Source organism: Pseudomonas subflava (assembly GCF_023823685.1).
Taxonomy (GTDB): domain Bacteria; phylum Pseudomonadota; class Gammaproteobacteria; order Pseudomonadales; family Pseudomonadaceae; genus Aquipseudomonas; species Aquipseudomonas subflava.
This window is the reverse complement of record NZ_JAMXBF010000005.1, coordinates 157,740-183,961: the sequence shown is the minus strand read 5'-3', so window position 1 is coordinate 183,961 and position 26,222 is coordinate 157,740. Positions and strand designations below refer to the sequence as shown.

At 67.1% G+C, this 26,222-nt stretch carries 19 protein-coding genes; 9 read left to right on the top strand and 10 right to left on the bottom strand.

All coding sequences use genetic code 11. From position 1 onward, the window contains the following. Positions 1-15: 15 nt before the first annotated feature. Complete coding sequence (gene ettA, locus NF616_RS07565) at positions 16-1,683, bottom strand: energy-dependent translational throttle protein EttA (protein ID WP_252272627.1); 1,668 nt, start codon at positions 1,681-1,683, stop codon at positions 16-18. Between the two features lie 259 nt (positions 1,684-1,942). On the opposite strand from ettA, the gene NF616_RS07560 reads away from it, so the two are divergent. The 3 genes from NF616_RS07560 (at position 1,943) to NF616_RS07540 (ending at position 12,610) form a co-directional block, all read left to right on the top strand. Then, positions 1,943-6,094, top strand: coding sequence for a bifunctional diguanylate cyclase/phosphodiesterase (locus tag NF616_RS07560; protein WP_491568551.1), 4,152 nt, complete (start codon positions 1,943-1,945; stop codon positions 6,092-6,094). 179 nt (positions 6,095-6,273) lie between these two features. Continuing rightward, on the top strand, positions 6,274-7,527 hold the full coding sequence (gene glyA / locus NF616_RS07555) for a serine hydroxymethyltransferase (RefSeq protein WP_252272626.1): 1,254 nt from the start codon (positions 6,274-6,276) through the stop codon (positions 7,525-7,527). Between the two features lie 250 nt (positions 7,528-7,777). Continuing rightward, the gene (locus tag NF616_RS07540) at positions 7,778-12,610 is read left to right on the top strand and encodes a M10 family metallopeptidase C-terminal domain-containing protein (RefSeq protein WP_350493484.1); all 4,833 of its coding nucleotides are present in this window, start codon (positions 7,778-7,780) and stop codon (positions 12,608-12,610) included. A gap of 26 nt (positions 12,611-12,636) precedes the next feature. Here the strand turns inward: NF616_RS07540 and yjiA are convergent, their stop codons facing one another. The 3 genes from yjiA to NF616_RS07525 all read right to left on the bottom strand — a co-directional run bounded on the left by yjiA (position 12,637) and on the right by NF616_RS07525 (position 15,999). After that, complete coding sequence (gene yjiA, locus NF616_RS07535; RefSeq protein ID WP_252272625.1) at positions 12,637-13,608, bottom strand: GTPase; 972 nt, start codon at positions 13,606-13,608, stop codon at positions 12,637-12,639. A gap of 119 nt (positions 13,609-13,727) precedes the next feature. Then, complete coding sequence (locus NF616_RS07530; RefSeq protein ID WP_021701100.1) at positions 13,728-13,931, bottom strand: YbdD/YjiX family protein; 204 nt, start codon at positions 13,929-13,931, stop codon at positions 13,728-13,730. 1 nt (position 13,932) lies between these two features. Continuing rightward, entirely contained in the window at positions 13,933-15,999 is a 2,067-nt protein-coding gene (locus NF616_RS07525) for a carbon starvation CstA family protein (RefSeq protein WP_252272624.1), read from the bottom strand. Positions 16,000-16,259: 260 nt separating this feature from the next. On the opposite strand from NF616_RS07525, the gene NF616_RS07520 reads away from it, so the two are divergent. Further along, positions 16,260-16,631, top strand: a complete 372-nt coding sequence (locus NF616_RS07520) for a PilZ domain-containing protein (RefSeq protein WP_252272623.1) — start codon at positions 16,260-16,262, stop codon at positions 16,629-16,631. A gap of 263 nt (positions 16,632-16,894) precedes the next feature. Here the strand turns inward: NF616_RS07520 and NF616_RS07515 are convergent, their stop codons facing one another. Next, positions 16,895-17,053: a hypothetical protein gene (locus NF616_RS07515; protein ID WP_252272622.1), complete on the bottom strand. Its 159-nt coding sequence runs from the start codon at positions 17,051-17,053 to the stop codon at positions 16,895-16,897. A gap of 112 nt (positions 17,054-17,165) precedes the next feature. Continuing rightward, complete coding sequence (radA, locus tag NF616_RS07510; RefSeq protein ID WP_252272621.1) at positions 17,166-18,533, bottom strand: DNA repair protein RadA; 1,368 nt, start codon at positions 18,531-18,533, stop codon at positions 17,166-17,168. A gap of 111 nt (positions 18,534-18,644) precedes the next feature. Here radA and NF616_RS07505 point away from each other — a divergent pair, with 111 nt between their 5' ends. After that, the gene (locus NF616_RS07505) at positions 18,645-19,139 is read left to right on the top strand and encodes a GNAT family N-acetyltransferase (protein ID WP_252272620.1); all 495 of its coding nucleotides are present in this window, start codon (positions 18,645-18,647) and stop codon (positions 19,137-19,139) included. Positions 19,140-19,217: 78 nt separating this feature from the next. Here the strand turns inward: NF616_RS07505 and NF616_RS07500 are convergent, their stop codons facing one another. Further along, positions 19,218-19,496, bottom strand: a complete 279-nt coding sequence (locus NF616_RS07500; protein WP_252272619.1) for an HP1242/YdcH family protein — start codon at positions 19,494-19,496, stop codon at positions 19,218-19,220. A gap of 144 nt (positions 19,497-19,640) precedes the next feature. Here NF616_RS07500 and NF616_RS07495 point away from each other — a divergent pair, with 144 nt between their 5' ends. The 3 genes from NF616_RS07495 to mscL are packed head-to-tail and all read left to right on the top strand — an operon-like array spanning position 19,641 to position 21,111. After that, positions 19,641-19,889: an HP1242/YdcH family protein gene (locus tag NF616_RS07495; RefSeq protein ID WP_252272618.1), complete on the top strand. Its 249-nt coding sequence runs from the start codon at positions 19,641-19,643 to the stop codon at positions 19,887-19,889. 22 nt (positions 19,890-19,911) lie between these two features. After that, positions 19,912-20,658 (top strand): EAL domain-containing protein, encoded by a 747-nt coding sequence (locus NF616_RS07490; RefSeq protein WP_252272617.1) that lies wholly within the window; start codon positions 19,912-19,914, stop codon positions 20,656-20,658. Positions 20,659-20,700: 42 nt separating this feature from the next. Continuing rightward, positions 20,701-21,111: a large-conductance mechanosensitive channel protein MscL gene (gene mscL, locus NF616_RS07485; RefSeq protein WP_252272616.1), complete on the top strand. Its 411-nt coding sequence runs from the start codon at positions 20,701-20,703 to the stop codon at positions 21,109-21,111. A 34-nt stretch (positions 21,112-21,145) separates the two neighbouring features. Here the strand turns inward: mscL and NF616_RS07480 are convergent, their stop codons facing one another. The 3 genes from NF616_RS07480 to NF616_RS07470 all read right to left on the bottom strand — a co-directional run bounded on the left by NF616_RS07480 (position 21,146) and on the right by NF616_RS07470 (position 24,798). Continuing rightward, positions 21,146-22,708, bottom strand: coding sequence for a TerC family protein (locus NF616_RS07480; RefSeq protein ID WP_252272615.1), 1,563 nt, complete (start codon positions 22,706-22,708; stop codon positions 21,146-21,148). 247 nt (positions 22,709-22,955) lie between these two features. After that, positions 22,956-23,732 (bottom strand): ferredoxin--NADP reductase, encoded by a 777-nt coding sequence (locus NF616_RS07475; RefSeq protein ID WP_252272614.1) that lies wholly within the window; start codon positions 23,730-23,732, stop codon positions 22,956-22,958. A gap of 76 nt (positions 23,733-23,808) precedes the next feature. Then, the gene (locus NF616_RS07470) at positions 23,809-24,798 is read right to left on the bottom strand and encodes a DctP family TRAP transporter solute-binding subunit (protein WP_252272613.1); all 990 of its coding nucleotides are present in this window, start codon (positions 24,796-24,798) and stop codon (positions 23,809-23,811) included. Between the two features lie 286 nt (positions 24,799-25,084). Between NF616_RS07470 and NF616_RS07465 the strand changes: the two genes are divergently transcribed. Continuing rightward, on the top strand, positions 25,085-26,209 hold the full coding sequence (locus tag NF616_RS07465) for a methyltransferase (RefSeq protein WP_252272915.1): 1,125 nt from the start codon (positions 25,085-25,087) through the stop codon (positions 26,207-26,209). The last annotated feature ends 13 nt before the right edge of the window (positions 26,210-26,222 follow it).

The window sequence follows — 26,222 nt, the reverse complement described above, 5'->3', positions numbered from 1 at the left end:
TCCACCGACCGGCGCTTACTGCGCCAGCTTCTTGTAGCGCACGCGGTGCGGCTGGGCCGCGGCCTCGCCGAGGCGCTTCTTGCGATCCGCCTCGAACTCGGTGTAGTTGCCCTCGAAGAAGTAGACCTTGCCGTCGTCCTCGTAGGAGAGGATGTGGGTGGCGATACGGTCGAGGAACCAGCGGTCGTGGGAAATCACGATGGCGGCGCCGGGGAAGTCCAGCAGCGCCTCTTCCAGCGCACGCAGGGTTTCCACGTCGAGGTCGTTGGACGGTTCGTCGAGCAGTAGCACGTTGCCGCCCTGCTTCAGGGTCAGGGCCATGTGCAGACGGCCGCGCTCACCGCCGGAGAGGTCCTTGACGAACTTCTGCTGGTCGGCGCCCTTGAAGTTGAAGCGCCCGACGTAGCCGCGCGACGGCACCTCGTAGTTGCCGACCTTGATCATGTCGAAGCCGTCGGAAACTTGTTCCCAGACGGTCTTGTTGCCTTCGAGCGCCTCGCGGCTCTGCTCGACGCTGGCGATCTGCACGGTCTCGCCGATCTCGATGGCGCCCGAGTCCGGCTGCTCCTTGCCGGTGATCATGCGCAGCAGGGTCGATTTACCGGCACCGTTACCACCGATCACGCCGACGATGGCGCCCTTGGGGATGCTGAAGGACAGGTCGTCGATCAGCACGCGGTCGCCGAAGGACTTCGACACGTTGACGAAGTCGATGACCTTGTCGCCCAGACGCGGACCGGCCGGGATGTAGATCTCGTTGGTCTCGCTGCGCTTCTGGAATTCCTGCGACTGCATTTCCTCGAAACGCTGCAGACGCGCCTTGGACTTCGACTGACGCGCCTTGGCGCCCTGGCGCACCCACTCCAGCTCGGCCTTCATGGCCTTGGCGTGCGACGCCTCGGCCTTGGCTTCCTGGGCCAGACGGTTGGCCTTGGATTCCAGCCAGCCGGAGTAATTGCCCTCGAAGGGAATGCCGTGGCCGCGGTCCAACTCGAGGATCCAGCCGGCGACGTTGTCGAGGAAGTAACGGTCGTGGGTGATGGCCACCACGGTGCCGGGGAAGTCGTGGAGGAAGCGCTCCAGCCAGGCCACCGAGTCGGCGTCCAGGTGGTTGGTCGGTTCGTCCAGCAGCAGCATGTCGGGGGCCGACAGCAGCAGGCGGCACAGCGCCACGCGGCGCTTCTCGCCACCGGACAGGTGCTCGATCCTGGCGTCCCACGGAGGCAGGCGCAGGGCGTCGGCGGCGACTTCCAGCTGGCGTTCCAGGTTGTGGCCGTCGGAGGCCTGCAGGATGGCCTCCAGCTTGGCCTGCTCGGCGGCCAGGGCGTCGAAGTCGGCGTCCGGCTCGGCATAGGCGGCATAGACTTCGTCCAGACGGGCCTGGGCCTGCTTGATCTCGCCCACCGCCTCTTCGACGATGTCGCGCACGGTCTTGCTGGCGTCGAGCTGCGGCTCCTGCGGCAGGTAGCCGACCTTGATGCCCGGCATCGGGCGGGCTTCGCCGTCGATCTCGGTGTCGACCCCGGCCATGATGCGCAGCAGGGTGGATTTACCGGCACCGTTCAGGCCCAGCACGCCGATCTTGGCGCCGGGGAAGAACGACAGGGAGATGTCCTTGAGGATTTCGCGCTTCGGGGGCACGACCTTGCTGACCCGATGCATGGTATAGACGTACTGAGCCATGGATGACCTTGGTTCTGCGTAACTGAGGAGGAAAGGAGGGAACCGCGCCGCGGCCACTGCCGGGCAAAACTCCGGGACGAGGAGCAGCATAGCCCCGCGCCCACGCGCGTGCGGCGAAGTTACCGGAATGCATCTCGTGGGGCAAACCGGGCGATGGACAGTAATGGCACTCTGCCTCTTTTCCGGGCATGCTACGCGGTTTCTGTCGCCCGCTCATTGCCACCGTTCAGGCAGCCTTATCAGCAGGGTTTAAAACCGCGTGTCCCGATCCCGTTCCTCGTCCCGCCCCACCGATCCGCTCGCCTGGTCCTCGCGTGGCTCGCTGAAAGGCATCCTGGCGCTGCTGGTGGCGCTGATGCTCGGCCTGCTGCTGTGGCAGTTGCATCAGGAGGCGAGCAACCAGGAGGAAAGCGAGCGACGCCATCATCTGGACCACGCCGAGCAGGTCAGCCAGCAGCTGAGCCTGGCCATGCGCCTGAAGGCCGAGGCCGGCCTGGCCTTCCTCGCCAGCACGGCGGACCGCCCGCCGGCCCTTGCCGATCGCGCCGCACTGCTGCAGCGCCTGCGCGGCATCTTCCCCGCCCTGCACAGCCTGGCCTGGTTCGACGCCGAGGGCCGCCTGCTCGCCGACAGCCAGCCCACGCCGACCCAGCCGCCCTTCGCCGCCGAGCGACCCTACCGCTTCGCCCTGGCCGACGACCTGCTCCTGCTCGACCTGCCGCGCGCCGACGGTGAAGGCGGCTGGCGCGTGCGCCTGACCACCCGGGCGCTGCACAACTGGCTGCCGCGCCAGCCCCACGAACTGCCCTGGCTGCTGCTGGACCCGGCGAGCGCCACGGTGATGCTCAAGCAGCCGGAAGAAGCCGTCGCCGACGCGGACACGCGCCTGGCCGAGCTGCCGCTGGCCGGCAGCGACTGGCGCCTGGTGCCGCTGTTCGACGCCGCCGCCCTGCGCGCCGAACTGCTGCCGCGCCAGGCCAGCAAGCTGCTGCTGTTCATCCTCTGCGGCGCCCTCGCCCTGCTCGCCCTGTTCGGCCTGCTGCGCGAACAGAACCGCCTGCGCGACTACCACGCCCTGTCGCGGCGCTCGATGGAAGACGCCATCGGCGCCCTCGGCGCGATCGACGAGCGGGTGCTGGTGACCCAGGCCGACGGCCACATCAGCTACCTCAACCCGCGCGCCGAGCAGATGTTCGGCCTCGACCTGGCCACCGCCAGCGAGATGCACGTGCTGGAACTGCTGCCGGCCCTGGCTCCCTGGCTGGAAAGCGCCTTCTACGAGCAGGCCGAGCCCATCGAGGTGCTGCAGGACGGCGAGCGGCGCCTGTTCGACGTCACCTGCCACGCGCTCTACACCGACAATCCCGAACCGGGCCGCGCCTGGGTACTGCGCGATGTCACCGAACAGCGCCAGGCCCTGCGCGTACTGCAGGATACCCGCCGGCGCTATCAGGACATCTTCGAGGGCAGCGGCGTGGCCCTCTGCGTGCTCGATCTGTTCGAGCTCAAGGCCTACCTCGACGCCCAGGACCTGCACCACAGCGCCCAGCTGATGCCCTGGCTGGCCGAGGACGAGACGCGCCATGCCGAGCTGCTGCGGCGCATCCGCATCAGTGAGGTGAACAAGGTCGCCCTGCAGCTGCTCGGCGTGGAAGACGCCCAGCAGGTCTGGACCCACCTGATTGGCTCCGCCTCGCTGCGCCCGGGCGGCGCGCGCCATGCCTTGGTCTGCGCCCTGCTCGACGGCAACCGCGACATGATGGTGGAGAGCCACACCCGCACGCCGCGTGGTCATGAACGCTACCTGTGGATCAACCTGCAACTGCCGGAAAGCCGTGAGGAACTGCGCGCCGTGACACTGGCGGTGCACGACATCACCAGCCGCAAGCGCGTAGAGCTGTCGCTGGCCGAGCGCGAGCGTTTCTGGTCCGACGTGCTGCGTGCGGTGCCGGACACCCTCTACGTGCACGACATGAGCAACATGCGGGTGATGTTCAGCAACAACCGCCTGGGGCCGGACCTCGGTTACAGCAAGGACGAGATCCGCCGGCTCGGCGACCGCCTGTGGGAAAAGATCCTCCACCCGGATGACTTCGAGTTGTACCAGCGCATGCGCAACCTGCAGAAGGTGGTCGGCCAGGGCCAGCAGCTGCAGTTCCGCCTGCGCTGGCGCCACCGCGACGGCAGCTGGCACTGGTTCGACATTCGCGAGCATGCCCTGAGCCGCGACCGCAATGGCCGGGTCAGCCGCCTGATCGGCGTGGCCAAGGACATCACCGGCGAGATCACCGCCCAGGCCAGCCTACTGGACAGCGAGCGGCGCTACCGCATGCTCGCCGAAAGCATCAGCGACGTGATCCTCTCCAGCAACAGCGAGCTGCAGCTCAACTACGTCAGCCCCTCGGCCCAGGCGTTCTTCGGCTACAGCCCGGAATGGCTGCTGGAGCACGGCCTGATCGGCATCGTCACCAACCCGCGCCAGCTGTCCGGCATGCTGCAGCTGCTCGGCGAGGTGCGCGGCGTGCTCGGCGAACCCGATAAGCTGCTCGCCCTGCATGACCGCCTGCACGGCAAGCCGTTCGTCTTCGACTGCCTGCACGCGGACGGCCGCAAGATCACCGTGGAAATGCGCCTGACCCTGATGTGGGACGAGCAGGAGCGCTTCGAGGGCCTGCTCGGCATCGGCCGCGACATCACCCAGCAGCGCCGCGCCGAACGCGACCTGCGCATGGCCGCCACGGTGTTCGACCACTCCACCGCGGCCATCCTGGTCACCGACCCGGCCGGTTACATCGTGCGCATCAACGAGACGTTCCAGCGCATCTGCGGTTACGCCGGCAAGGAAGTGCTCGACCAGCTCCCCGGCATGCTCACCGCCGATCGCCAGCAGGCGGCGCAGTTTGCCTACATCCTTACCCAGCTCAACCATCACGGCAGCTGGGAAGGCGAGCTGTGGCTCAAGCGCAAGAACGGCGAGCAGTTCCCCGCCTGGGTCGGCATCACCGCGGTGCACGACGATGACGGCGACCTGGTCAGCTACGTGTGCTTCTTCAACGACATCAGCGAGCGCAAGGCCAGCGAGCAGCGCATCCACCGCCTGGCCTACTACGACGCCCTGACCCTGCTGCCCAACCGCACGCTGTTCCAGGACCGCCTGCACACCGCGCTGCAGCACGCCGAGCGCCACGAGGAATGGGTGGTGCTGATGTTCCTCGACCTCGACCGCTTCAAGCCGATCAACGACTCCCTCGGCCACGCCGCTGGCGACCGCATGCTCAAGGACGTGGCCGTGCGCCTGGCCGCCTGCGTCGACGAGGACGACACCGTGGCGCGCATGGGCGGCGACGAATTCACCCTGCTGCTGCAACCGCGCAACACCCGCGCCGGCGCGCTGAACCGTGCCATCCACGTGGCCGAGCAGATCCTCGCCAGCCTGGCGCAGCCATTCGTGCTGCAGGGCCGCGAGTTCTTCGTCACCGCCTCCATCGGCATCGCCCTGGCGCCGCAGGACGGCAACGAGCTGAGTCAGCTGATGAAGAACGCCGACACGGCGATGTACCACGCCAAGGAGCGCGGCAAGAACAACTTCCAGTTCTACCAGGCGGAAATGAACGCCACCGCGCTGCAGCGTCTGGAGTTGGAGAGCGACCTGCGCCATGCCCTGGAGCAGGGCCAGTTCCTCCTTTATTACCAGCCGCAGCTGTCCGGCGACGGCAAGCGCCTGACCGGCGTCGAGGCGCTGCTGCGCTGGAACCACCCGCGCCGCGGCCTGGTGGCCCCGTACGAATTCATTCCGGTGCTGGAGGAGCTGGGCCTGATCGTCCAGGTCGGCGACTGGGTGATCGCCGAGGCCTGCCGCCAGCTCAAGGCGTGGCACGAGACCAAGGTGCGCGTGCCGAAGATCTCGGTGAATCTCTCCGCCCGCCAGTTCGGCGACGGCCAGCTGGGCATGCGCATCTCCCGCATCCTCGGCGAGAGCGGCCTGCCGCCGGCCTGCCTGGAGCTGGAGTTGACCGAATCGATCCTGATGCGCGACATCGGCGAGACGCTGCAGATGCTCACCAGCCTGAAGCAGCTCGGCCTGTGCATCGCGGTGGACGACTTCGGCACCGGCTACAGCTCGCTCAACTACCTCAAGCAGTTCCCCATCGACGTGCTGAAGATCGACCGCAGCTTCGTCGACGGCGTGCCCGGCGGCGAGCAGGACGCGCAGATCGCCCGCGCCATCATTGCCATGGCCCACAGCCTGAACCTGGCGGTGATCGCCGAGGGCGTGGAGACCCAGGAACAGCTCGACTTCCTGCGCGAACATGGCTGCGACGAGGTGCAGGGCTACCTGTTCGGCAAGCCGATGCCGGCCGACCAGTTCGAGGCGCGCTTCGGCGGCAACGCCCTGTTCGTGCTGGGCTGAACGCGGCGGGCCGGGTGAGGTCCGCTTGTCCGCCACTTGACCGCCTTTCATGTGCCAGGGCGCGGCACATCGGGTAGAATGCGCGCCTTCCTTAGAACCTGTTCACGAACCCGCTGGCCGCCGGCCAGGCGTCGTTAGCAGACTCTTACTACCGCCCGCTGATAGATCAGGTGACCACCATGTTCAGCCGTGATTTGACCATTGCCCGCTACGATGCAGAACTCTTCGCCGCCATGGAGCAGGAAGCCCAGCGCCAGGAAGACCACATCGAACTGATCGCCTCCGAGAACTACACCAGCCCGGCGGTGATGGAAGCCCAGGGCAGCGTGCTGACCAACAAGTACGCCGAAGGCTATCCGGGCAAGCGCTACTACGGTGGTTGCGAGCACGTCGACGTGGTCGAGCAGCTGGCCATCGACCGCGCCAAGCAGCTGTTCGGCGCCGACTACGCCAACGTCCAGCCGCACGCCGGCTCCCAGGCCAACGCCGCCGTCTACCTGGCCCTGCTGTCGGCCGGTGACACCATCCTCGGCATGAGCCTGGCCCACGGTGGCCACCTGACCCACGGCGCCTCCGTGTCCTCCTCCGGCAAGCTGTACAACGCCGTGCAGTACGGCATCACCGACGCCGGCCTGATCGACTACGACGAAGTCGAGCGCCTGGCTGTCGAGCACAAGCCGAAGATGATCGTCGCCGGCTTCTCCGCCTACTCGCAGGTGCTGGACTTCGCCCGCTTCCGCGCCATCGCCGACAAGGTCGGTGCCTACCTGTTCGTAGACATGGCCCACGTGGCCGGTCTGGTCGCCGCCGGCGTGTACCCGAACCCGGTACCGTTCGCCGACGTGGTCACCACCACCACCCACAAGACCCTGCGCGGCCCGCGCGGCGGCCTGATCTTGGCCAAGAAGAACGAGGAGATCGAGAAGAAGCTCAACTCCGCCGTCTTCCCGGGCGCCCAGGGTGGCCCGCTGGAGCACGTGATCGCCGCCAAGGCCATCTGCTTCAAGGAAGCCCTGCAGCCCGAGTTCAAGACCTACCAGCAGCAGGTGGTGAAGAACGCCCAGGCCATGGCCGGCGTGTTCATCGAGCGTGGTTTCGATGTCGTCTCCGGCGGCACCCAGAACCACCTGTTCCTGCTCTCGCTGATCAAGCAGGACATCACCGGTAAGGACGCCGACGCCGCCCTGGGTCGCGCCTTCATCACCGTGAACAAGAACAGCGTGCCGAATGACCCGCGTTCGCCGTTCGTCACCTCCGGTCTGCGCATCGGCACTCCGGCCGTCACCACCCGCGGCTTCCAGGAAGCCGAGTGCAAGGAGCTGGCCGGCTGGATTTGCGACATCCTGCAGAACATGGGCGACGAGTCCGTGGTCGACGCCGTGCGCGAGAAGGTCAAGGCCGTCTGCGCCAAACTGCCGGTGTACGGAAAGTAGTCGTCAAAGTCGTGACAGAAGAGCCCGGCACCCGCCGGGCTTTTTTGTATCCGTGCCGCTTTCCTGACGCAGCGGTTAGAAAGAATAAATAAGCAGACTTATCAAAGGGTTAGATCGATAAAACGACCACATACCGGCATTTGGCCAAATCTCTGACGGACGGTCGTCGCCACCCGGCCTTAAACGCCTTAAACCATGCCTTCTTCGTCCGAACCGCTATTACCGGCGGCGGCAAACAGGGGACAGCGCCATGGTTTTCGATGCGAGGGATTACGGAGCACTGGGCGACGGCATCACTGACGACACGGCAGCCCTTCAGGCCGCCATCGACGCGGCCGCGGCGGCGGGAGGCGGTACGGTACAGATCGCCGTCGGCGTCTACCGGGTCAGCGGTGGAGAGGAGGCCTCCGACGGCTGCCTGATGCTGCCGAGCAACGTCTACCTGCAAGGCGCGGGCATGGGCGAGACGGTGATCAAGTTGGTCGACGGCTGGAATCAGAAGATCACCGGCGTCATCCGCTCGGCCTACGGCGAAGAGACCCACGACTTCGGCGTCAGCGACCTCACCATCGACGGCAACCGCGACGCCACCACCGGCAAGGTTGATGGCTGGTTCAACGGCTACATTCCCGGGCAGGACGGCGCCGACCGCAACGTGACCCTGGAGCGCGTGGAGATCCGCGACTGCTCGGGCTACGGCTTCGATCCGCACGAACAGACCATCAACATGCTGATCAAGGACTGCGTCGCCCACGGCAACGGCCTGGACGGCTTCGTCGCCGATTACATGATCGACGGCGCCTTCGTCGGCAACATCGCCTACGACAACGACCGCCACGGTTTCAACGTGGTCACCAGCACCCACGACTTCGTGCTGCTCGACAACGTGGCCTATGGCAACGGCGGCAACGGCATCGTCGTGCAGCGCGGCTCGGACGACATTCCTTCGCCGGAAAACATCCTGATCCAGGGCGGCGAGTACTACGGCAATGCCAAGGAAGGCATCCTGATCAAACTGTCCAGCCAGGTAACGGTGGATGGCGCCGAGATCTACGGCAATGGTGGCACCGGCGTGCGCATCTATGGCAGCTCCGATGTTCAGGTGATCAACAGCGAAATCTACGGCAATGCGCAGAGTGCTCCCAATCCGGAGATCCTGGTGCAGTCCTACGACGATACGGCCGGTCCCTCCGGGCTGTTCTGGACGGCGCAGAACAACTTGATCGAGCACAACGTCATCCGCGGCGACGGGCACTCGACCTACGGCGTGCAGGAACGCAACGATGGCACTCGCGGAACCGGCGTGTACGACAACGACATCAGCGCCACGGTGCGCGGCGAAGCCCTGCTGTACGGCACAGGTAGCGTAATGTCTGACGAGCCCAGCGGGCAGTTGGTAGTGACCCTGGAAGGGACCGCGGGTAATGACCTGTTGCAAGGCGGCGCGGGCAGTGAGCGCCTGTTCGGAATGGCCGGCAACGACACGCTGTCGGGCGCGGCGGGCAACGACCTGCTGGACGGTGGCGCCGGGCGCGACAGGCTTCTCGGCGGCCAGGGTGCCGATGTATTCCGTTTCTCCGCCCTCGGCGACAGCTACCTGAACGGCGGCAACTTCAGTGACAACATCGGCGACTTCCAGATCGGTGTCGACCGCATTGATGTCAGCGCGCTCGGTTTTACCGGTCTCGGCAGCGGCTCCACCCAGCTGCAGCTGGTGTACAACGCCGTCATCGACCGCACCTACCTGCAGGCCAGCCAGGCCGATGCGTCGGGGCAGCGCTTCTCCCTGTCGCTGGATGGCAATCGCCTGGACCTGACGGAGGCCGATCTGATCCTGGCCACGCCGGCGCCGAATCGCGCGCCGCAGCTGGAAACACCCCTGGCGGACCAAGGGGTGCGGGCCGGCGCCAGCTTCGGCTTCGCCCCGAGTACGGCGCCCTTTCTCGACCCCGATGGCGACCCGCTGACCTACACCGCGGGCCTGCTCGGCGGCGGCGCCCTGCCTGCCTGGCTGAGCTTCGACCCCCTCGCCCAGAGCTTCGCCGGCGCGCCAGGCGCCATGCCTGGGCGGTACCAGATCGAGGTGCAGGTCAGCGATGGACGCGGCGGCAGCGCCGCCGATCAGTTCGAGCTGACGGTGGCAGAACCCGACGCCATTCTCGGCGATGCCGGCGCCAACACCTTGGGCGGCACCGCGGATGCCGACATCCTCTATGGACTCGCCGGCACCGACAACCTCTCCGGCGCGGCAGGCAACGACCTGCTCGACGGCGGAGCGGGCCGCGACCGTCTTACCGGCGGCGACGGCGCAGATCTGTTCCGCATCGCCTCACTGGGAGACAGTTATCGCGCGGCCGGCATCACCCAGTCGGACCTGATCACCGACTTCGACCCCACCCAGGATCGGCTCGACCTGCGCGACCTGGGCTTCACCGGCCTGGGCAACGGTTTCGACGGTACGCTCCAGCTGGTCTATAGCGCCGCGAGCAACCGCACCTACCTGCGCTCGCAGGAGCCGGACGGCGACGGCCGGCAATTCGAGTTGGGCTTCACGGGCGATCTGCGCACCGGCCTGCATCAGGGCAACATCATCTTCCAGCCGCCGCCCGCCACCATTGTGGGCGACGAACAGGGCAACCTGCTGACCGGCAGCGACTACGGCGAGCAACTGTTCGGCCTCGGCGGCGACGACATCCTGGACGGCGCCGGCGGCGGCGATCGGCTCGACGGAGGTGCAGGCATCGACCAGCTGCGCGGCGGCGAAGGCGTGGACACTTTCGTCTTCAGCGAGCCGCAGGACAGCTACCGCAACTACGACGCCGGTGGCTTGACGGCGACCGATGTCATTCTCGACTTCACCCCTGGCGTGGACAAGATCGACGTCTCGGCCCTGGGCATCTTCGGCCTGGGGAATGGCCACAACGACACGCTGTACATCACCCTCAGCGACACCGGCGGTAAGACCTATGTGAAGTCGGCGGAGAGTGACAGCGACGGAAACCGCTTCGAGATCGCCCTGGAAGGTGATCTCACCGGCCAGCTGAGCGCAAGTGACTTCATCTTTAGTCAGGGCGGCGGCGATCGCGAGATCCTCTTCATCCCTACACTCGGTCAATCCAACTCGCGCCTGCTGCGCTTGTACGAGGACGACCATCAATCCGGCGTCTCGCAGATGATCGGCGACCTGCAGCGCTATACCGATTTCGACTCGGTGGAGAGCCTGTTCTACAACGACGAGGGCGACGCGATCGATATCGCCGAGGGCGGTAGCACGGTGACCGGGCACTCAACCGACTCCCCAGAACAACTGCTGCTGAATTGGTGGCACGTGGACACCGACACCCCCGGATACCTCACCCTCAACGCCCTGGCGCAGCTGCAGAGCCAGATGGCGACACTGGAGGGACGCGGCAACGTCACCTTCGCGATGATTTGGGGCCAGGGCGAGGAAGCCGCGCAGACGCTGGTCGCGAGCAGCGATCAGCAGGCCTACCTGGAGTTGTACAAGAGCAGCACGCTGAAGGTGTTCGATTTCCTAAAGACCCAGCTCGGCGTACCCGACGCCACCATCTACATGATGCACACCGGCCGCTATCAGGAGGATGCCGCCGCGGTGCGCGGCGCCAACCCACTCAAGGTTTCCCAGTTGGTCGCCGCCACCGAACTGGTGCGCCAAGCCCAGGACGAAATGGCCGCGGCCCGCGACGACATCAAGATCGCCGTGGATTACCGCGACCTGCCGCTGCGCTATGAGGTGGACCCGGTGCTGTCCTACAACGATGTCTGGCACCTGCACGAGGAATCGGCCGAAATCGTCGGCCAGCGCCTGGCCGACTTCATCGCCGCAGACATGGGCTATCAGGCCGACCCCGGCGACAACGCCTCGCCCGAGGCCATCAGCAAGTACCCGGAAAAGCACATCACCGGCGTCGCCGGCGCCACCCTGTACGGCAGCGACGGCGCGGAAACCCTGGACGCCCGCAACGGCGACCAAATACTGGTCGGCGGTGAAGGCGAGGACTATTACATCGTCGACGGAGCGGGCGATCAGATCATCGAGACCGGGCTGGATGGCCCGGAGATCGACGATGTGGAGATCGACCGGGTCGACAGCAGCGTCAGCTGGACCCTCGGCGACAACCTTGACGTGCTGACGCTGACCGGCAGCGAGGCCATCGACGGCACCGGCAACGCCCGCGACAACACCCTCGGCGGCAACGCCGCGGCCAACGTGCTCAACGGCGCCGGCGGCGTCGACTGGATGCTCGGCGGCGACGGCTCGGACACCTACTACGTCGACAACGCCGGCGACCGCGCGGTGGAAACCGAGGCGGATGCCGCCAAGGGCGGCGTCGACCTGGTGATCGCCAGCGCCAACTACACCCTCGGCGCCAATCTGGAGAACCTGGTGCTGGTCGGTGACGATCAGCTCAACGGCATCGGCAATGCGCTCGACAACACCCTCTATGCCAGCCACGGCGACAATCTGCTCAACGGTGGCGGCGGCATCGACACCGTTTCCTATGCCTTCGCCACCGCCGGTGTGAGCGTCAGCCTGGCCACCGGACTGGCTCAGGCCACCGGCGGCTCCGGCAGCGACGTGGTCAAGAGCTTCGAGAACCTGGAGGGCAGCGCCTACGCCGACAACCTGACCGGCAACAGCGCCAGCAACCTGCTACTCGGCGGCGCTGGCGACGACACCCTCAACGGCGGCGGCAGCAACGATGTACTGATCGGCGGCGCCGGCACCGACACGCTGATCGGCGGCAGCGGCGCGGACCTCTATGTGTTCCGCGACCTGAGCGAGCTCGGCCTCGGCGAGCTGGCCGACATCATCAGCGGCTTCAGGAGCGGTGACGGCGACCGCATCGACTTCTCGGCACTGGACGCCAACCCGCTGACGGCGGCTCGGGAAGCCTTCGAATTCATCGGCAATGACGCCTTCAGCGCCACCGACGCCACCGCCCAGCTGCGCTTCGACCAGGGCACGCTGTACGGCAGCGTGAACGCCGACAGCGCGGCGGAATTCAGCATCCGCCTGCTGGGCGTCAACGCGTTCTCGCAGAACGATGTGGTGAGCTGAAACAAGGCCCGGGGCGCGACCCGGGCTCAGTCCTGCACGTCGGCGAAGCCGGCGCGGATCTCATCTTCCGGCAGGTCGTCGCCGATGAACACCAGCACGCTCTCGCGCGCCTCGTCTTCGGCCCAGGGCGTGTCCCAGTCGAAGCCATACAGGCGCAGCACGCCCTGGAACACCAGGCGGCGCTCGTCACCGGCCACCGAGAGCACGCCCTTGTAGCGCAGCAGCGCATTGCCGTGGCGCTCCAGCAGGCCTTCCATGAAGGCGCTGAGGCGATCCAGGTCGAGCGGCCGGTCGCTCTGCAGCACCAGGGTACGGATGCGGTCCGGGCTCTTGCCGAGCGGCGCCAGCGGACGCAGGGTCGGCGTCACCGCCACGTCGGCGTTGAGGTTGAAGCCGCGGATATCGAGCAGTTCGGCCAGGTCGATGCGGCCATGCTCGACCACCCGCTGCGGGGCGCGACGATTGATCCGCTGCAGACGCTGGCCCAGCGCCTCGACCTGCTCCGCGCTGACCAGGTCGGTCTTGCTCAGCAGGATGCGATCGGCGAAGCCGACCTGGGCCTGGGCGATGGCCTCCTGCAGGTGGCGTTCGGCGTTCACCGCATCGACCAGGGTGACGATGCCGTCGAGCACGTAGCGCTGGGCCAGCTCCTCGTCCGCGAAGAATGTCTGCGCCACCGGCGCGGGGTCGGCCAGGCCGGTGCACTCGATCACCAGGCGGTCGAAGGCCAGCTCGCCGGCGTCCAGCTTGTCCAGCAGCAGGAACAGCGCCTTTTCCAGCTCGACATGGATGGAGCAGCAGACGCAGCCGTTGGCCAGGGTCAGCAGCTCCACCGGCTGGTCGCCGAGCAGCTGGCCGTCGATCGGCGTCTCGCTGAATTCGTTCTCGATCACCGCCAGCTTCAGGCCGTGCTCGGCCTGCAGCATGTGGCGTAGCAGCGTGGTCTTGCCGGCACCGAGAAAGCCGGTGAGCACGGTGACGGGAATGGGCGGGTACATCGCGATCCTCCAGAAAGACACGCGCCACGACTGGCGTGGCGCGTGGGTACTGCGGTGCCGCTATTGTAGGGTGGCCTCGCCGCGCAGCGGCAGTCCACCTTCGGCTAACGGCGCCTCGGTCAGCAACAGCGGATGGGGCGTCCCTTCCCTCCGCCGTAACGAGCCTCCTGGCGTTCGCGGAAGAACGCCTCATAGCTCATCACCGGCTGGTCCGGGTGCTTCTTCTGCATGTGCTCCACATAGGTGTCGTAGTCGGGCATGCCGACCAGCATGCGTGCGGCCTGCCCGAGATACTTACCCATGCGGCTGAGGTCGTTGAACATGTCAGGCGTCCGGGATCGGCTGGAAGGGGGATTCCTTGTCCGTGCGCGCCGGTGTCACCCAGGCGGCGCGGCCGACCTTGATCGCGTAGAACAGCACGCTGAGGACGACGAACAGGAACAGCACGGTCAGCACCGAGTTGGTGTAGGCGTTGAAGATCACGTGCTGCATCTGGCCGATGTCCTTGGCCGGGGCCAGGATCTGGCCGGCGTCCAGCGCCTCGTTGTACTTCTTCGCCAGAGCCAGGAAGCCGACGGCCGGGTTCGGGTCGAGCAGCTTGATCAGGCCCGCAGTGGTGGTGCAGATCAGCAGCCAGCAGGCCGGCACCAGGGTGACCCAGACGTAGCGCTGGCGCTTCATCTTGATCAGCACCACGCTGCCAAGCATCAGGGCGATACCGGCGAGCATCTGGTTGGAGATGCCGAACAGCGGCCACAGGGTGTTGATGCCGCCCAGCGGATCGACCACGCCCTGGTACAGCAGCCAGCCCCACAGCGCCACGCAGCCGGCGGTGGCGATGACGTTGGCACCCCAGGATTCGGTCTTCTTCAGGGCCGGCACGAAGTTGCCGAGCAGGTCCTGCAGCATGAAGCGCCCGGCACGGGTGCCGGCGTCCACCGCGGTGAGGATGAACAGCGCTTCGAACAGGATGGCGAAGTGATACCAGAACGCCATGGTGTTCTCGCCCGGCAGCACGCTGTGGAGAATCTGCGCGATGCCCACGGCGAGGGTCGGCGCACCGCCGGCACGGGCCAGGATGGTGTTCTCGCCGATGTCCCTGGCCACCGCCTCCAGCGCGTCGGGGGTGATGGTGAAGCCCCAGCTGCTGACGGTCGCGGCCACCGCGGCGGCGTCGGAGCCGACCACCGCGGCCGGGCTGTTCATGGCGAAGTACACGCCCGGCTCGATCACCGAGGCGGCGACCATGGCCATGATGGCGACGAACGACTCCATCAGCATGCCGCCGTAGCCGATGTAGCGGGCGTGCGACTCGTTGGCCAGCAGCTTGGGCGTGGTGCCGGAGCTGATCAGCGCGTGGAAGCCGGACACCGCGCCGCAGGCGATGGTGATGAATAGGAACGGGAACAGGGTGCCCTTCCACACCGGGCCGGTGCCGTCGGTGAACTGGGTCAGCGCCGGCATCTTCAACTCGGGCATGACCACCAGGATGCCGATGGCCAAAGCGATGATGGTGCCGATCTTGAGGAAGGTCGACAGGTAGTCGCGCGGGGCGAGGATCAGCCACACCGGCAGCACCGCGGCGACGAAACCGTAGCCCACCAGCATCCAGGTGATCTGCACGCCGGTGAAGGTGAAGGCCGGGCCCCACACCGGATCGGCGGCGACCAGGCCACCTACCCAGATCGACGCCAGCAGCAGCACCACACCGATGAGCGAGACTTCACCGATCCGGCCGGGACGGATGAAGCGCATGTACACGCCCATGAACACCGCGATGGGTATCGTCGCCATCACCGTGAACATACCCCAGGGGCTCTCGGCCAGGGCCTTGACCACGATCAGCGCCAGCACCGCGAGGATGATGATCATGATCAGGAAGCAGCCGAACAGGGCGATGGTGCCCGGTATCCGGCCCATCTCCTCGCGCACCATGTCGCCCAGCGAGCGACCGTTGCGGCGGGTGGAGAGGAACAGGACCATGAAGTCCTGCACCGCGCCGGCCAGCACCACGCCGGCGATCAGCCAGAGCGTGCCGGGCAGGTAGCCCATCTGCGCGGCGAGCACCGGGCCGACCAGCGGGCCGGCGCCGGCGATGGCGGCGAAGTGGTGACCGAAGAGGATGTGCTTGTTGGTCGGCACATAGTCCAGACCGTCGTTGTTGAGCAGCGCCGGCGTGGCGCGGGTGGGGTCGAGCTGCATCACCTTGTTGGCGATGAACAGCGCGTAGTAGCGGTAGGCGACCAGATAGAGGGCCACCGCGGCCACCACGATCCAGAGCGCGTTGATGGCTTCGCCGCGGCGCAGCGCCACGACACCCAAGGCACAGGCGCCCACCACGGCCAACACCACCCAGGGCAGGTGGCGCAGCAGGCTATTGTTATTGTTCATGATTACTCCTAACCGATAGACAGACAGGCTGCCGCTCAAGCTTAGACGCTGAATCGAAACCGCATTATTCGACCTTGGTCTAGCGCCCGGTCCAGAGCCTTTTCAGGCGTTACACTGCGCGCCCGCGCGAGGTGTCAGGAGAGACGGTTGCGATTGCCGGAACCCGGCTTCGTCGACACCGTCAGCAGTAGGAAGGATGGCCCGGCGACAGCGACAGTGCGCCTTGGCTATAGTGGATGAAACCGCAGAGGATACCCATCATGAGTGATACGACCACCGAGCGTCGACGCTTCCAGCGTATCGCCTTCGACGCCGCCACCGAACTCGCCCAGGGCGAGCGGCGCTGGGAGGCCGAGTTGCACGATGTGTCGCTCAAGGGGCTGCTGCTCAGGCGACCGCGCGACTGGAACGGAGACCCGAACCAGCCCTTCATCGCCACCATCAGCCTGGACGCCGACACCCGCCTGAAAATGGAAGTGGTGCTGACCCGCACCCGCGACGACCTGCTCGGCTTCGTCTGCCGGCATATCGACCTGGACTCCATCAGCCACCTGCGCCGCCTGGTCGAACTCAACCTCGGCGACGAGAGCCTGCTGGAACGCGAACTCGCCGCCCTGGGCGAGCCGGACTGAAACCCCGCCCCGCAACGCCGCAGGGTGCGCCATGCGCACCCGTCGACTCCCCGCGGAATTCCCCGGTGCGCGCGGCGCACCCTGCGAGAGCGTCCGCGCAAGGCCGCCATTCCCAGGCCCGTTGCAAACTCGGTAAGCACCAAGCCCAGCGGCCCGTAGGGTGCGCCGTGCGCACCATCGACTCCCGCGGAATTCCCCGGTGCGCGCGGCGCACCCTACCGTGGCCGTCCGATCCAAGCTGCGCGGCGGCCCTGGCGACTGCCTCAGCGAGGGCTCAACGAACCCCGGCTTTCCTGCCGCTGCCGCCGCGCCTCCACGCGGCGGGTGCCGATGCTCGCCTCGCGGCGTTCCTCAGCGCTGTCCCTGGGCCGACCCGGCTCGTAGTTGAGGGTTCTGGCGAAGAAATCGAAGAACAGGAACATGAAGCCATCTCCGTGATGAACGTGGCCCCATGCTCCTCCCCGTGCGTGACAGGAAGATTGATCTGCGACAAACGCCGCCGGCCGAAGGCAGCGACACAGCGCCGCAGGCGCGTCACTCGAACAGCGCGTCCAGTGCCTGTTCCAGACGGGTCACGGCGATCACCTGCAGGCCGGCCGGCGCCTCCTTCGGCGCGTTGCCCTTGGGCACGATGGCGCGCTTGAAGCCGTGCTTGGCCGCCTCCTTGAGACGCTCCTGGCCACTCGGCACCGGGCGGATCTCGCCGGACAGGCCGATCTCGCCGAACACCAGCAGGTCGTGGGGCAGCGGCTTGTTGCGCAGGCTGGAGATCACCGCGGCCATCAGCGCCAAGTCGGAGGCCGTCTCCAGCACCTTCACCCCGCCGACCACGTTGAGGAACACGTCCTGGTCGTAGGTGGGAATGCCGCCGTGGCGGTGCAGCACGGCCAGCAGCATGGCCAGGCGATTCTGGTCCAAGCCCAGGGTCACGCGCTTGGGGTTGGCCGTGTGGCTGGTGTCGACCAGCGCCTGCACCTCCACCAGCATCGGCCGGGTGCCTTCCCAGGTGGCCATTACCACGCTGCCGGGCACCGCCTCCTGGGCGCGGGTGAGGAAGATCGCCGAGGGGTTGGTGACTTCCTTGAGGCCCTTGTCGGTCATGCCGAACACGCCCAGCTCGTTGACCGCGCCGAAGCGGTTCTTCACCGCGCGCAACAGGCGCAGGCGGCCGTCGGACTCGCCCTCGAAATACAGCACCGTGTCGACCATGTGCTCGAGCACGCGCGGGCCGGCCAGGGCGCCCTCCTTGGTCACGTGGCCGACCAGGAAGATCGCCGTGCCGCTCTGCTTGGCGAAGCGCACCAGCAGCGCCGCGCTCTCGCGCACCTGGGCCACGCCGCCGGGGGCGGACTGCAGCTGCTCGGTGAAGATGGTCTGGATCGAGTCGATCACCATCACCTTGGGCTGCTCGCGGCGCGCCACGTCGATGATCGATTCGATGCAGGTCTCGGTCATCACCTTGAGCCTGTCCTGCGGCAACTCCAGCCGGCGTGCGCGCATCGCCACCTGCTGTTGGGATTCCTCGCCGGTGACGTACAGGGCCGGGAGGCGCTGGGCGATGTTGCACAGGGTCTGCAGCAGGATGGTCGACTTGCCGATGCCGGGGTCGCCGCCGATCAGCACCACCGAGCCGTCCACCAGGCCGCCGCCGAGCACCCGGTCCAACTCGCCGGAGACGGTGGAGAAGCGCGGCACCTCCTCGACGCTGACCTCGGCCAGGGTCTTGATCTGCGCCTGCTGCCCGGCCCAGCCGCCGCGCCCGGAGGGTGCCGCCGCGCCGCCGCTCTCGATCACGGTTTCGGTCAGGGTGTTCCAGGCCCCGCACTCGCCGCACTGCCCGGCCCACTTGGGGAAGGTCGCGCCGCACTCGGTGCAGCCGTACATGCGCTTGGCCTTGGCCATGGGAGTCTCCGCTGGAAAAACGGCGATAATAGCGCCCTTGTCGCAACGAGGCGCCACCGCGCGCCAGGAAATCACCGAGCCCCGCGCCGCCCAGAGAAACCGCCGAATACCATGCAGATCGAACTGATCCCCACCGCTGCCGAGCAGATGCCGCTGATCGCCAACCTCTACCAGTTCTACGCCTACGAGTCGTCGGACTGGGAGCAGGAAGACGTGGAGACGGACGGGCGCTTCTACCTCCACGAACCGCACCTGGTGCGCTACTGGCAGGAGCCCGGGTGGAGCGCCAACCTGATCCTGGCGGACGGCTTCATCGCCGGCTTCCTGCTGATCGAACGCAGCGAACTGGCGGGCATCGAGGCCCAGGAATTCGCCGACCTGTTCGTGCTCAAGCGCTACCGGCGCCTCGGCATCGGCCGGGCGCTGGCGGAGCAGGTGCTGTGTACCGGCGACGACGCCTGGCTGGTGCGTTACCACCCGGGTGACGAGCTTGCGGCGGCATTCTGGCGAGGCGTGCTACCGCAGCTGACGCGACCGTCACGGCAGGTCGCGCTGGACGACGAACCCGAGCTGATCAACTACCTGATCACCCCGGCGGCCCACTGAGCGCGAAATGGGTGTAGGGAACGCCGCCGCACCGAATGCACGGCTGGTGCACACGGCGCTCTCTACGAACGGGGCGAGTCAGCCGGCGCAGCCGTTGCCGCACCCGCAGCACTGGACGGCGGCGCGCTGCAGACGGCGCGCCAGATCGTCTTTGAGCACCACCCGCGCCTGTTTGAGGCGGCCGAGGGACGGGTCGTCGAGCAGCTCGGTGCCTTCCTCGATGCGGCAGATGCGCTTGTCCAGCACCTCGTACTCGTCGGCCAGGCGGGCGAATTCCTGGTCGTCCTGGCGCAGGCTGTGCAGCTGCACACGTAGCTCGGGGAAATCCTTGATCAGCGGATGGTGGTCGACATGCATGGGATAGCTTCCTGAAAACGGATGTCCCACCCTAACCGGCCCCCGACAAAGGCCCATTGATCCGGATCAAGCCGAGCGCGACTGCACGGCCGCCGCTCTCACTGGGCTAGGCTGAACCGACATGCACCGCAGAGAGTGAAGACCATGCCGCTCGAACACCATCCCCTGTCACGCGAGTTTCCCGAGTACCGTCAGCAGCTGCAGGACCTGCACGCCGGAGACGCGCAGTTCGCCCGCCTGGCCGACGAGTACGAGACGCTCGACCGGCGCATCTACGAGGTGGAGGACGGCCGCGCCTCGCTGGACGACCTCGCCCTGCAGGCGCTGAAGACCGAACGCGTGACGCTCAAGGACCAGATCGCCGAACGCCTGCGCAAGGCCGACGGTGCCTGAACCGGCTCATCAGGAGAGACGCATGACCTCGAAGTCCGCTTGCTCGGCTTGCCGTGAGGGCCAGGCGCTGGAGTTTCCCATCAGCATGGCGTTTCAACCCATCGTCGACCTGCGCCGCGGCCAGGTGTTCGCCCACGAGGCGCTGGTGCGCGGCGCCGCGGGCGAGCCGGCCGGCAGCGTGCTGGCGCGGGTCGACAGCGCCAACCGCTACGCCTTCGACCAGAGCTGCCGGATCAAGGCCGTGGAATGGGCCTCGCGCCTGCAGGCGCCGGCCAGGCTGTCGATCAACTTCATGCCCAATGCGGTGTATCGCGCGGAGACCTGCATTCGCGCCACGCTGGAGGCGGCGCGGCGCTGCCAGTTCCCGCTGGAGCGGATCATCTTCGAGGTGACCGAGCAGGAGCAGGTGCTCGACATCCCGCACCTGACCGCGATCCTGCGCGCCTACCACGAGCAGGGCTTCATGACCGCCATCGACGACTTCGGCGCGGGCTACGCCGGGCTCAACCTGCTCGCCGATTTCCAGCCCGACCTGATCAAGCTGGACATGGACCTGATCCGCGGCATCGAGGCCGACAGCGTGCGCCAGATCCTGGTCGAGAGCGTGCTCGACATGTGTCACCGGCTCAACGTACAGGTCATCGCCGAGGGCGTCGAAACCTCGGGTGAGCTCGACTGCCTGCGGCAGATGGGCGTCGAGCTGTTCCAGGGCTACTTGCTGGCCAAGCCGGGCTTCGAGTCGCTGCCCGACGTGCATTACCCCGCCTAGCGGTACACTTGCCGCATCACCAGAAACTCCAGGGAGTGAAACATGAGTCTGTTGCAAGAATTCAAAGCCTTCGCCGTCAAGGGCAACGTGGTGGACATGGCCGTCGGCATCATCATCGGCGCGGCGTTCGGCAAGATCGTCAGCTCCTTCGTCGGCGACGTGGTCATGCCGCCGATCGGCCTGCTGATTGGCGGGGTCGACTTCTCCGACCTGGCCATCACGCTCAAGGCCGCCCAGGGCGACGCGCCGGCGGTGATGCTGGCCTACGGCAAGTTCATCCAGACCGTGCTCGACTTCGTCATCGTCGCCTTCGCCATCTTCATGGGGGTCAAAGTGATCAACCGGCTCAAGCGCGAGGAAGCCGCCGCGCCTTCCGTTCCGCCGGCGCCGAGCACTCAGGAAGTGCTGCTGACCGAGATACGCGACCTGCTCAAGGAGCAGCGCAAGCCCTGACGAAAAACGGCGCCCAAAGGCGCCGTTTTCAGTTTCACCGCTCGCCAGGCGGGCCCAGCCACAGGCGGTTGACCCGCCGCTCGCGCACCTCTTCCACGCGCAGGCGCCAGCCGGCGAACTGCACCTCGTCGCCCACCGCCGGCAGGCGGTCCAGCAGGCTCATCACCAGGCCGGCGAGGGTCTGGTAGTCCTCGGTGGCGAACGCACGCAGGCCGATGCGCTCGCGCACCAGGCGCAGGTTCAGCGCGCCGCTGACGCGGAAGCCGCCGTCGGCCGGCTCGATGTCCGGCCCCTCCACCTCGCTGGCATCCGGCAGCTCGCCGGCGATGGCCTCGAGGATGTCGGTGAGCGTCAGCATGCCCTCGAAGCCGCCGAATTCGTTGACCACGAAGGCCACGTGCGTCGAGCCCTGGCGCATCTGCTCCAGCGCGCCGAGCACGGTGCAGCTGTCCGGCAGGTTGAGCGGGCGACGCAGCAGGCTCTCCAGGTTCGGCTCGCTGCCGTGCAGCATCTCGCGTAGCAATTCCTTCTTGTGCACGTAGCCCAGCGGCTCGTCGACCTGACCGTTGCGGATCACCAGCAGGCGCGAGTACGGCGACTCCAGCAGGTCCTGGCGGATCTTCTGCGGATCGTCGGCCAGGTCCAGGTGATGGACCTCGATACGCCCGGTCATCACGCTACGGATCGACAGCTCGGCCAGGCCCAGCACTCCGCTGATCATCACCCGCTCGCGGCGGTCGAACAGCGCGGCCTCGCCGTCACCACCCTCGAGCATGTCGGCGATCTCGTCGCCCACCTCGTCGGCCTCGATCTTGCCGCCGAGCAGGCGCAGCACCGCGTGCGCGGTGCGCTGGCGCATGCCGCGGCCGCCCTGCAGCTGGCGCTTGCGCTTGTGGCGCACCAGCTGGTTGGCCACCTCGATCAGGATCGAGAAGCCGATGGCGGCGTACAGGTAGCCCTTCGGGATATGGAAGCCCAGGCCCTCGGCGGTGAGGCTGAAGCCGATCATCATCAGGAAGCCCAGGCACAGCATGATCACCGTCGGGTGGGCGTTGACGAAGGCGGTCAGCGGCTTGCTGGCGACGATCATCAGGCCGATGGAGACGATCACGGCGATCATCATCACTTCCAGGTGCTCGACCATGCCCACGGCGGTGATCACCGCGTCCAGGGAGAACACCGCGTCGAGCACGACGATCTGCGCCACCACCGGCCAGAAGGCGGCGTAGGTGCGGCTGCCAGCGGCGTGATGACTGCGGCCCTCGAGGCGCTCGTGCAATTCCATGGTGGCCTTGAACAGCAGGAACACACCGCCGAACAGCATGATCAGGTCGCGGCCGGAGAAGCTCTTGCCGAACACCTCGAACAGCGGCTCGGTCAGGGTCACCAGCCAGGAAATACTGGCCAGCAGGCCCAGGCGCATGATCAGCGCCAGGCTCAGGCCGATCAGGCGGGCACGGTCGCGCAGGTGCGGCGGCAGCTTGTCGGCGAGGATCGCGATGAACACCAGGTTGTCGATGCCCAGGACGATCTCCAGGACGATCAGCGTCAGCAGACCCAGCCAGGCGGTGGGGTCGGCCATCCATTCGAAGATCATGCTTTCCTCCGGGCAGGCGTCATCGCGGCGCGGGCGCGAGAGTCGCGGCGCTGGGCGAGGCTATCGGATACGGCAAGGGAAAGACGCGCGCGGGCGTCGAGGGAAGGGAAGCCACTCGGGGGTGGCGGGCAACAGTCGCTGTCCATGGGTTCCGCTTGGGAAAAAAGGGACGACCATGCTACCGACACACGCTGGCTCCTCTAAGCGGCAAACAGTTACCAATTCTTAACGCGGCACACGGCGCGCTTTACCAGTACGTTTCCACCGCCACGGCGCCGGGGCGGCGACTGAGCGACAGCTGCAGGCCGCGGGCCTTCAGGGTCGCGCGGGTGTCGTCGATCATCTGCGGGTTGCCACACAACATCACCCGCGACTGTTCCGGGCTCAGCGCCAGCCCGGCGGCGCGCTCCAGCTCGCCGTTCTCGATCAGCCGGGTGACCCGCTCACCCAGCGCACCGGGCACCCGCTCGCGGGTCACCACCGGCACATAGGTCAGCTTGTGCCCGGCGCCCTCCAGCCATTCGCGCTGCGGCAGCTCGGCGATCAGCTCCTGGTACGCCAGCTCGCCGCGGTCGCGGGCGCTGTACACCAGGACGATGCGTTCGAAACGCTGCCAGGCCTCCAGGTCCTGAAGAATCGACAAGAAAGGCGCGAGGCCGGTTCCGGTGCCGATCAGCCACAGGTCGCGGCCATCGGGGAAACGGTCGAGGGTGAGATAGCCGAAGGCCTGCTTCTCCACCAGCAGTTCGTCGCCGGCGGCGAGGCGGCTCAGCTCGGAGGTGAACTCGCCACCGGGAACGACGATGGAGAAGAACTCGAGGTGGTCGTCGTGGGGCGCCGAGACCATCGAGTAGGCGCGCCAGACCACGCTGCCGTCGGCCTTGCGCACGCCGAGGCGGGCGAACTGCCCGGCGCGGAAGCGGAAGCCCGCGTCGCGGGTGCAGCGCAGGCTGAACAGGCTGGGCGACCACACACGCACGTCGGTGAGGGTCTGGCGGGTGAACTTCTCTTCGCTGGCACTCATGGTTTTTCCTCGCTGGGCCCCGGCAGTCTGGCGCAAAGGCGGCCGGACAAAAACCATCAGTTCGCAGGGAAAAGGCCTAGCGCCGATTCACCGTCTGCGCGGCGCGCAGCACGTCGGCGCCGATCTCCGCCTCGTATTGCTTCCACAGCGGCTGCATGGCGCTGCGCCAGGCCGCGCGCTCCGCTGGGCTGAGCGCGACCAGCTTCGCCTGGCCGGCCGCCGCCAGCTGTTCGCGACCCTGGCGGTTGAGCTGCTCGGCCTCGCGGTTCACCTGGGCGGTGACTTCCTCGACGATGGACTCCAGCTCGCTGCGGGTGGCGTAGGGAATGCTCTGCCAGAACGACGAGCTGCTGATCAGCATGTAGTTGAGCGAGCCGTGGTTGGTCTCGGTGATGAACGGTTGGGCGCGGTCGAAGCCGGCTGCGGTCATGTTCGACCAGGCGTTCTCGGTGCCCTGCACGGTGCCGGCCTGCAGCGCCTTGAGCGACTCGCCGAAGGGGATGCGCCTGGCCTCGGCGCCGAGCGCGGCGAACTGCGCCTCCAGCACGCTGGAAGCCTGGATGCGGAAGGCCAGCCCCTTGGCATCGGCCGGCGCGCGCAGCTCGCGGGTGGCGGAGAGCTGTTTCATGCCGTTGTTCCAGAAGGCCAGGCCATAGATATTGTGGCCGGCCATGGAGCGCAGCAGCTCGCGGCTCTTCTCGCGGCGCTGGAAGCGCTTCACCGCCTCCAGGTCGTCGAACAGGAACGGCAGGTCGAACACCTGCAGCTGCTTGGTGTAGGCCTCGAACTTGGATACTGAAGGCGCCAGCATCTGCACCTCGCCGCGCAGCAGCGCGCCGATCTCGTCGGCATCGCCGAACAGCGTCGAGTTGGGGTAGACCTCGACCTTCACCGCATCGCCCAGGCGTTCGCCCACCAGGCGCTGGAACAGCAGCGCGCCGCGACCCTTGGGGGTGTCCTCGGCGACCACGTGGGAAAACTTGATGACGATCGGCTCAGCCTGTGCCGGAGCGGAATGCAGCAGGGAAAGCGAGAGCAGAGCAGCGAACAGGTACTTCATGGACATCCTTGAGGCAATGCAATAGCGGCGCCCCGCAAGAAGGCGGGGCGAGTGGCGGGTTTCGGGGTGTTCGGCCGCGAGGGGCCTGGGGTTCGGACGCTGCCGGCGCGTCGGTCGCGTGGCCATCCGATTTGTTGTTGGACCATGCCGCCCGCTGCGGAACCGCGGCGGTGACAGGTGGCCGCGTATTTTCCGGATCGGACCCGGCAGTCACAAGCCGCCTGCTTCTCACTTCGAGACTTTTCCCGGCCCATCTAGGACAATGCCGGCGTCCCTCACCTACCCCGCCGCCATGCCGACTCTCGACACCGCCTTCGCCCAGCTCGACCTCATCCGCCAGCCCGAAATGGCCGACGAACCGCTGCAGGCATTCGATGCGGCCGACGAGTACCTGCTCGCTCACCTGCACGAGCAGGGGCTGAACGCGGACAGCCGCGTACTGCTGCTCAACGACGGCTTCGGCGCCCTCGCCTGCTCGCTGGCGCCGCACTGCCGGGTGACCAGCAGTGGCGACTCACACCTGGGCTTTCTCGCCCTGCAGAAGAACCTGGCGCGCAACGGCCTGGCGCCCGAAAGCGTGCGCTTCGTGCCGGCCAACGAGACGCCGGACGGGCCGTTCGACTGGGTACTGCTTCGCGTGCCCAAGACCCTGGCCCTGCTGGAGGAGCAGCTGATCCGCCTGCACGGCCAGCTGGCCCCCGGCGCGCGGGTGATCGCCGGCGCCATGATCAAGCACCTGCCGCGCAGCGCGGGCGAGCTGATGGAGCGCTACATCGGCCCGCTGCAGGCCTCGCTGGCGGTGAAGAAGGCGCGGCTGCTGACGGCGACGCCGGCCGACAAACCGGCGCCGACCTCGCCCTACCCGACCCGCTACCAGCTCGACAAACCGGCCCTGGAGCTGGTCAACCACGCCAACGTGTTCTGCCGCGAGGGCCTGGACATCGGCACCCGCGCCTTCCTGCCACACCTGCCGAAGACGCTGACCCACCAGCGGGTGGCCGATCTCGGCTGCGGCAACGGCGTGCTGGCCATCGCCTTCGCGCTGGCCAATCCGCAGGCCGAGCTGACCTTGGTCGACGAGTCCTACATGGCCGTGCAGTCGGCCGCGGAGAACTGGCACGCGGCGCTGGGCGAGCGCCCGGCGACCTTCCGCGCCGCCGACGGCCTGGCCGACCAGCCGAAGGACTCGCTGGACCTGGTGCTGTGCAACCCGCCCTTCCACCAGCAGCAGGTGGTCGGCGACTTCCTCGCCTGGCGCATGTTCCAGCAGGCCCGCGCGGCGCTGGTCACCGGCGGCGAGCTGTGGATCGTCGGCAACCGCCACCTGGGCTACCACGCCAAGCTCAAGCGCCTGTTCCGCGGCGTGGAGCAGGTCGCGGCCACGCCCAAGTTCGTGGTGCTCAGGGCCACCAAGTAAGCCGGCCGGGGAA

Coding starts and splice junctions, on each gene's coding strand:
- NF616_RS07540 (WP_350493484.1), top strand. CDS start 7,778: ATGGTTTTCGATGCGAGGGATTACGGAGCACTGGGCGACGGCATCACT.
- NF616_RS07490 (WP_252272617.1), top strand. CDS start 19,912: ATGACCTCGAAGTCCGCTTGCTCGGCTTGCCGTGAGGGCCAGGCGCTG.
- ettA (WP_252272627.1), bottom strand. CDS start 1,683: ATGGCTCAGTACGTCTATACCATGCATCGGGTCAGCAAGGTCGTGCCC.
- radA (WP_252272621.1), bottom strand. CDS start 18,533: ATGGCCAAGGCCAAGCGCATGTACGGCTGCACCGAGTGCGGCGCGACC.
- NF616_RS07515 (WP_252272622.1), bottom strand. CDS start 17,053: ATGTTCCTGTTCTTCGATTTCTTCGCCAGAACCCTCAACTACGAGCCG.
- NF616_RS07480 (WP_252272615.1), bottom strand. CDS start 22,708: ATGATCTTCGAATGGATGGCCGACCCCACCGCCTGGCTGGGTCTGCTG.
- yjiA (WP_252272625.1), bottom strand. CDS start 13,608: ATGTACCCGCCCATTCCCGTCACCGTGCTCACCGGCTTTCTCGGTGCC.
- NF616_RS07525 (WP_252272624.1), bottom strand. CDS start 15,999: ATGAACAATAACAATAGCCTGCTGCGCCACCTGCCCTGGGTGGTGTTG.
- NF616_RS07470 (WP_252272613.1), bottom strand. CDS start 24,798: ATGTCCATGAAGTACCTGTTCGCTGCTCTGCTCTCGCTTTCCCTGCTG.
- NF616_RS07465 (WP_252272915.1), top strand. CDS start 25,085: ATGCCGACTCTCGACACCGCCTTCGCCCAGCTCGACCTCATCCGCCAG.
- mscL (WP_252272616.1), top strand. CDS start 20,701: ATGAGTCTGTTGCAAGAATTCAAAGCCTTCGCCGTCAAGGGCAACGTG.
- NF616_RS07475 (WP_252272614.1), bottom strand. CDS start 23,732: ATGAGTGCCAGCGAAGAGAAGTTCACCCGCCAGACCCTCACCGACGTG.
- NF616_RS07500 (WP_252272619.1), bottom strand. CDS start 19,496: ATGCATGTCGACCACCATCCGCTGATCAAGGATTTCCCCGAGCTACGT.
- NF616_RS07505 (WP_252272620.1), top strand. CDS start 18,645: ATGCAGATCGAACTGATCCCCACCGCTGCCGAGCAGATGCCGCTGATC.
- NF616_RS07495 (WP_252272618.1), top strand. CDS start 19,641: ATGCCGCTCGAACACCATCCCCTGTCACGCGAGTTTCCCGAGTACCGT.
- NF616_RS07520 (WP_252272623.1), top strand. CDS start 16,260: ATGAGTGATACGACCACCGAGCGTCGACGCTTCCAGCGTATCGCCTTC.
- glyA (WP_252272626.1), top strand. CDS start 6,274: ATGTTCAGCCGTGATTTGACCATTGCCCGCTACGATGCAGAACTCTTC.
- NF616_RS07530 (WP_021701100.1), bottom strand. CDS start 13,931: ATGTTCAACGACCTCAGCCGCATGGGTAAGTATCTCGGGCAGGCCGCA.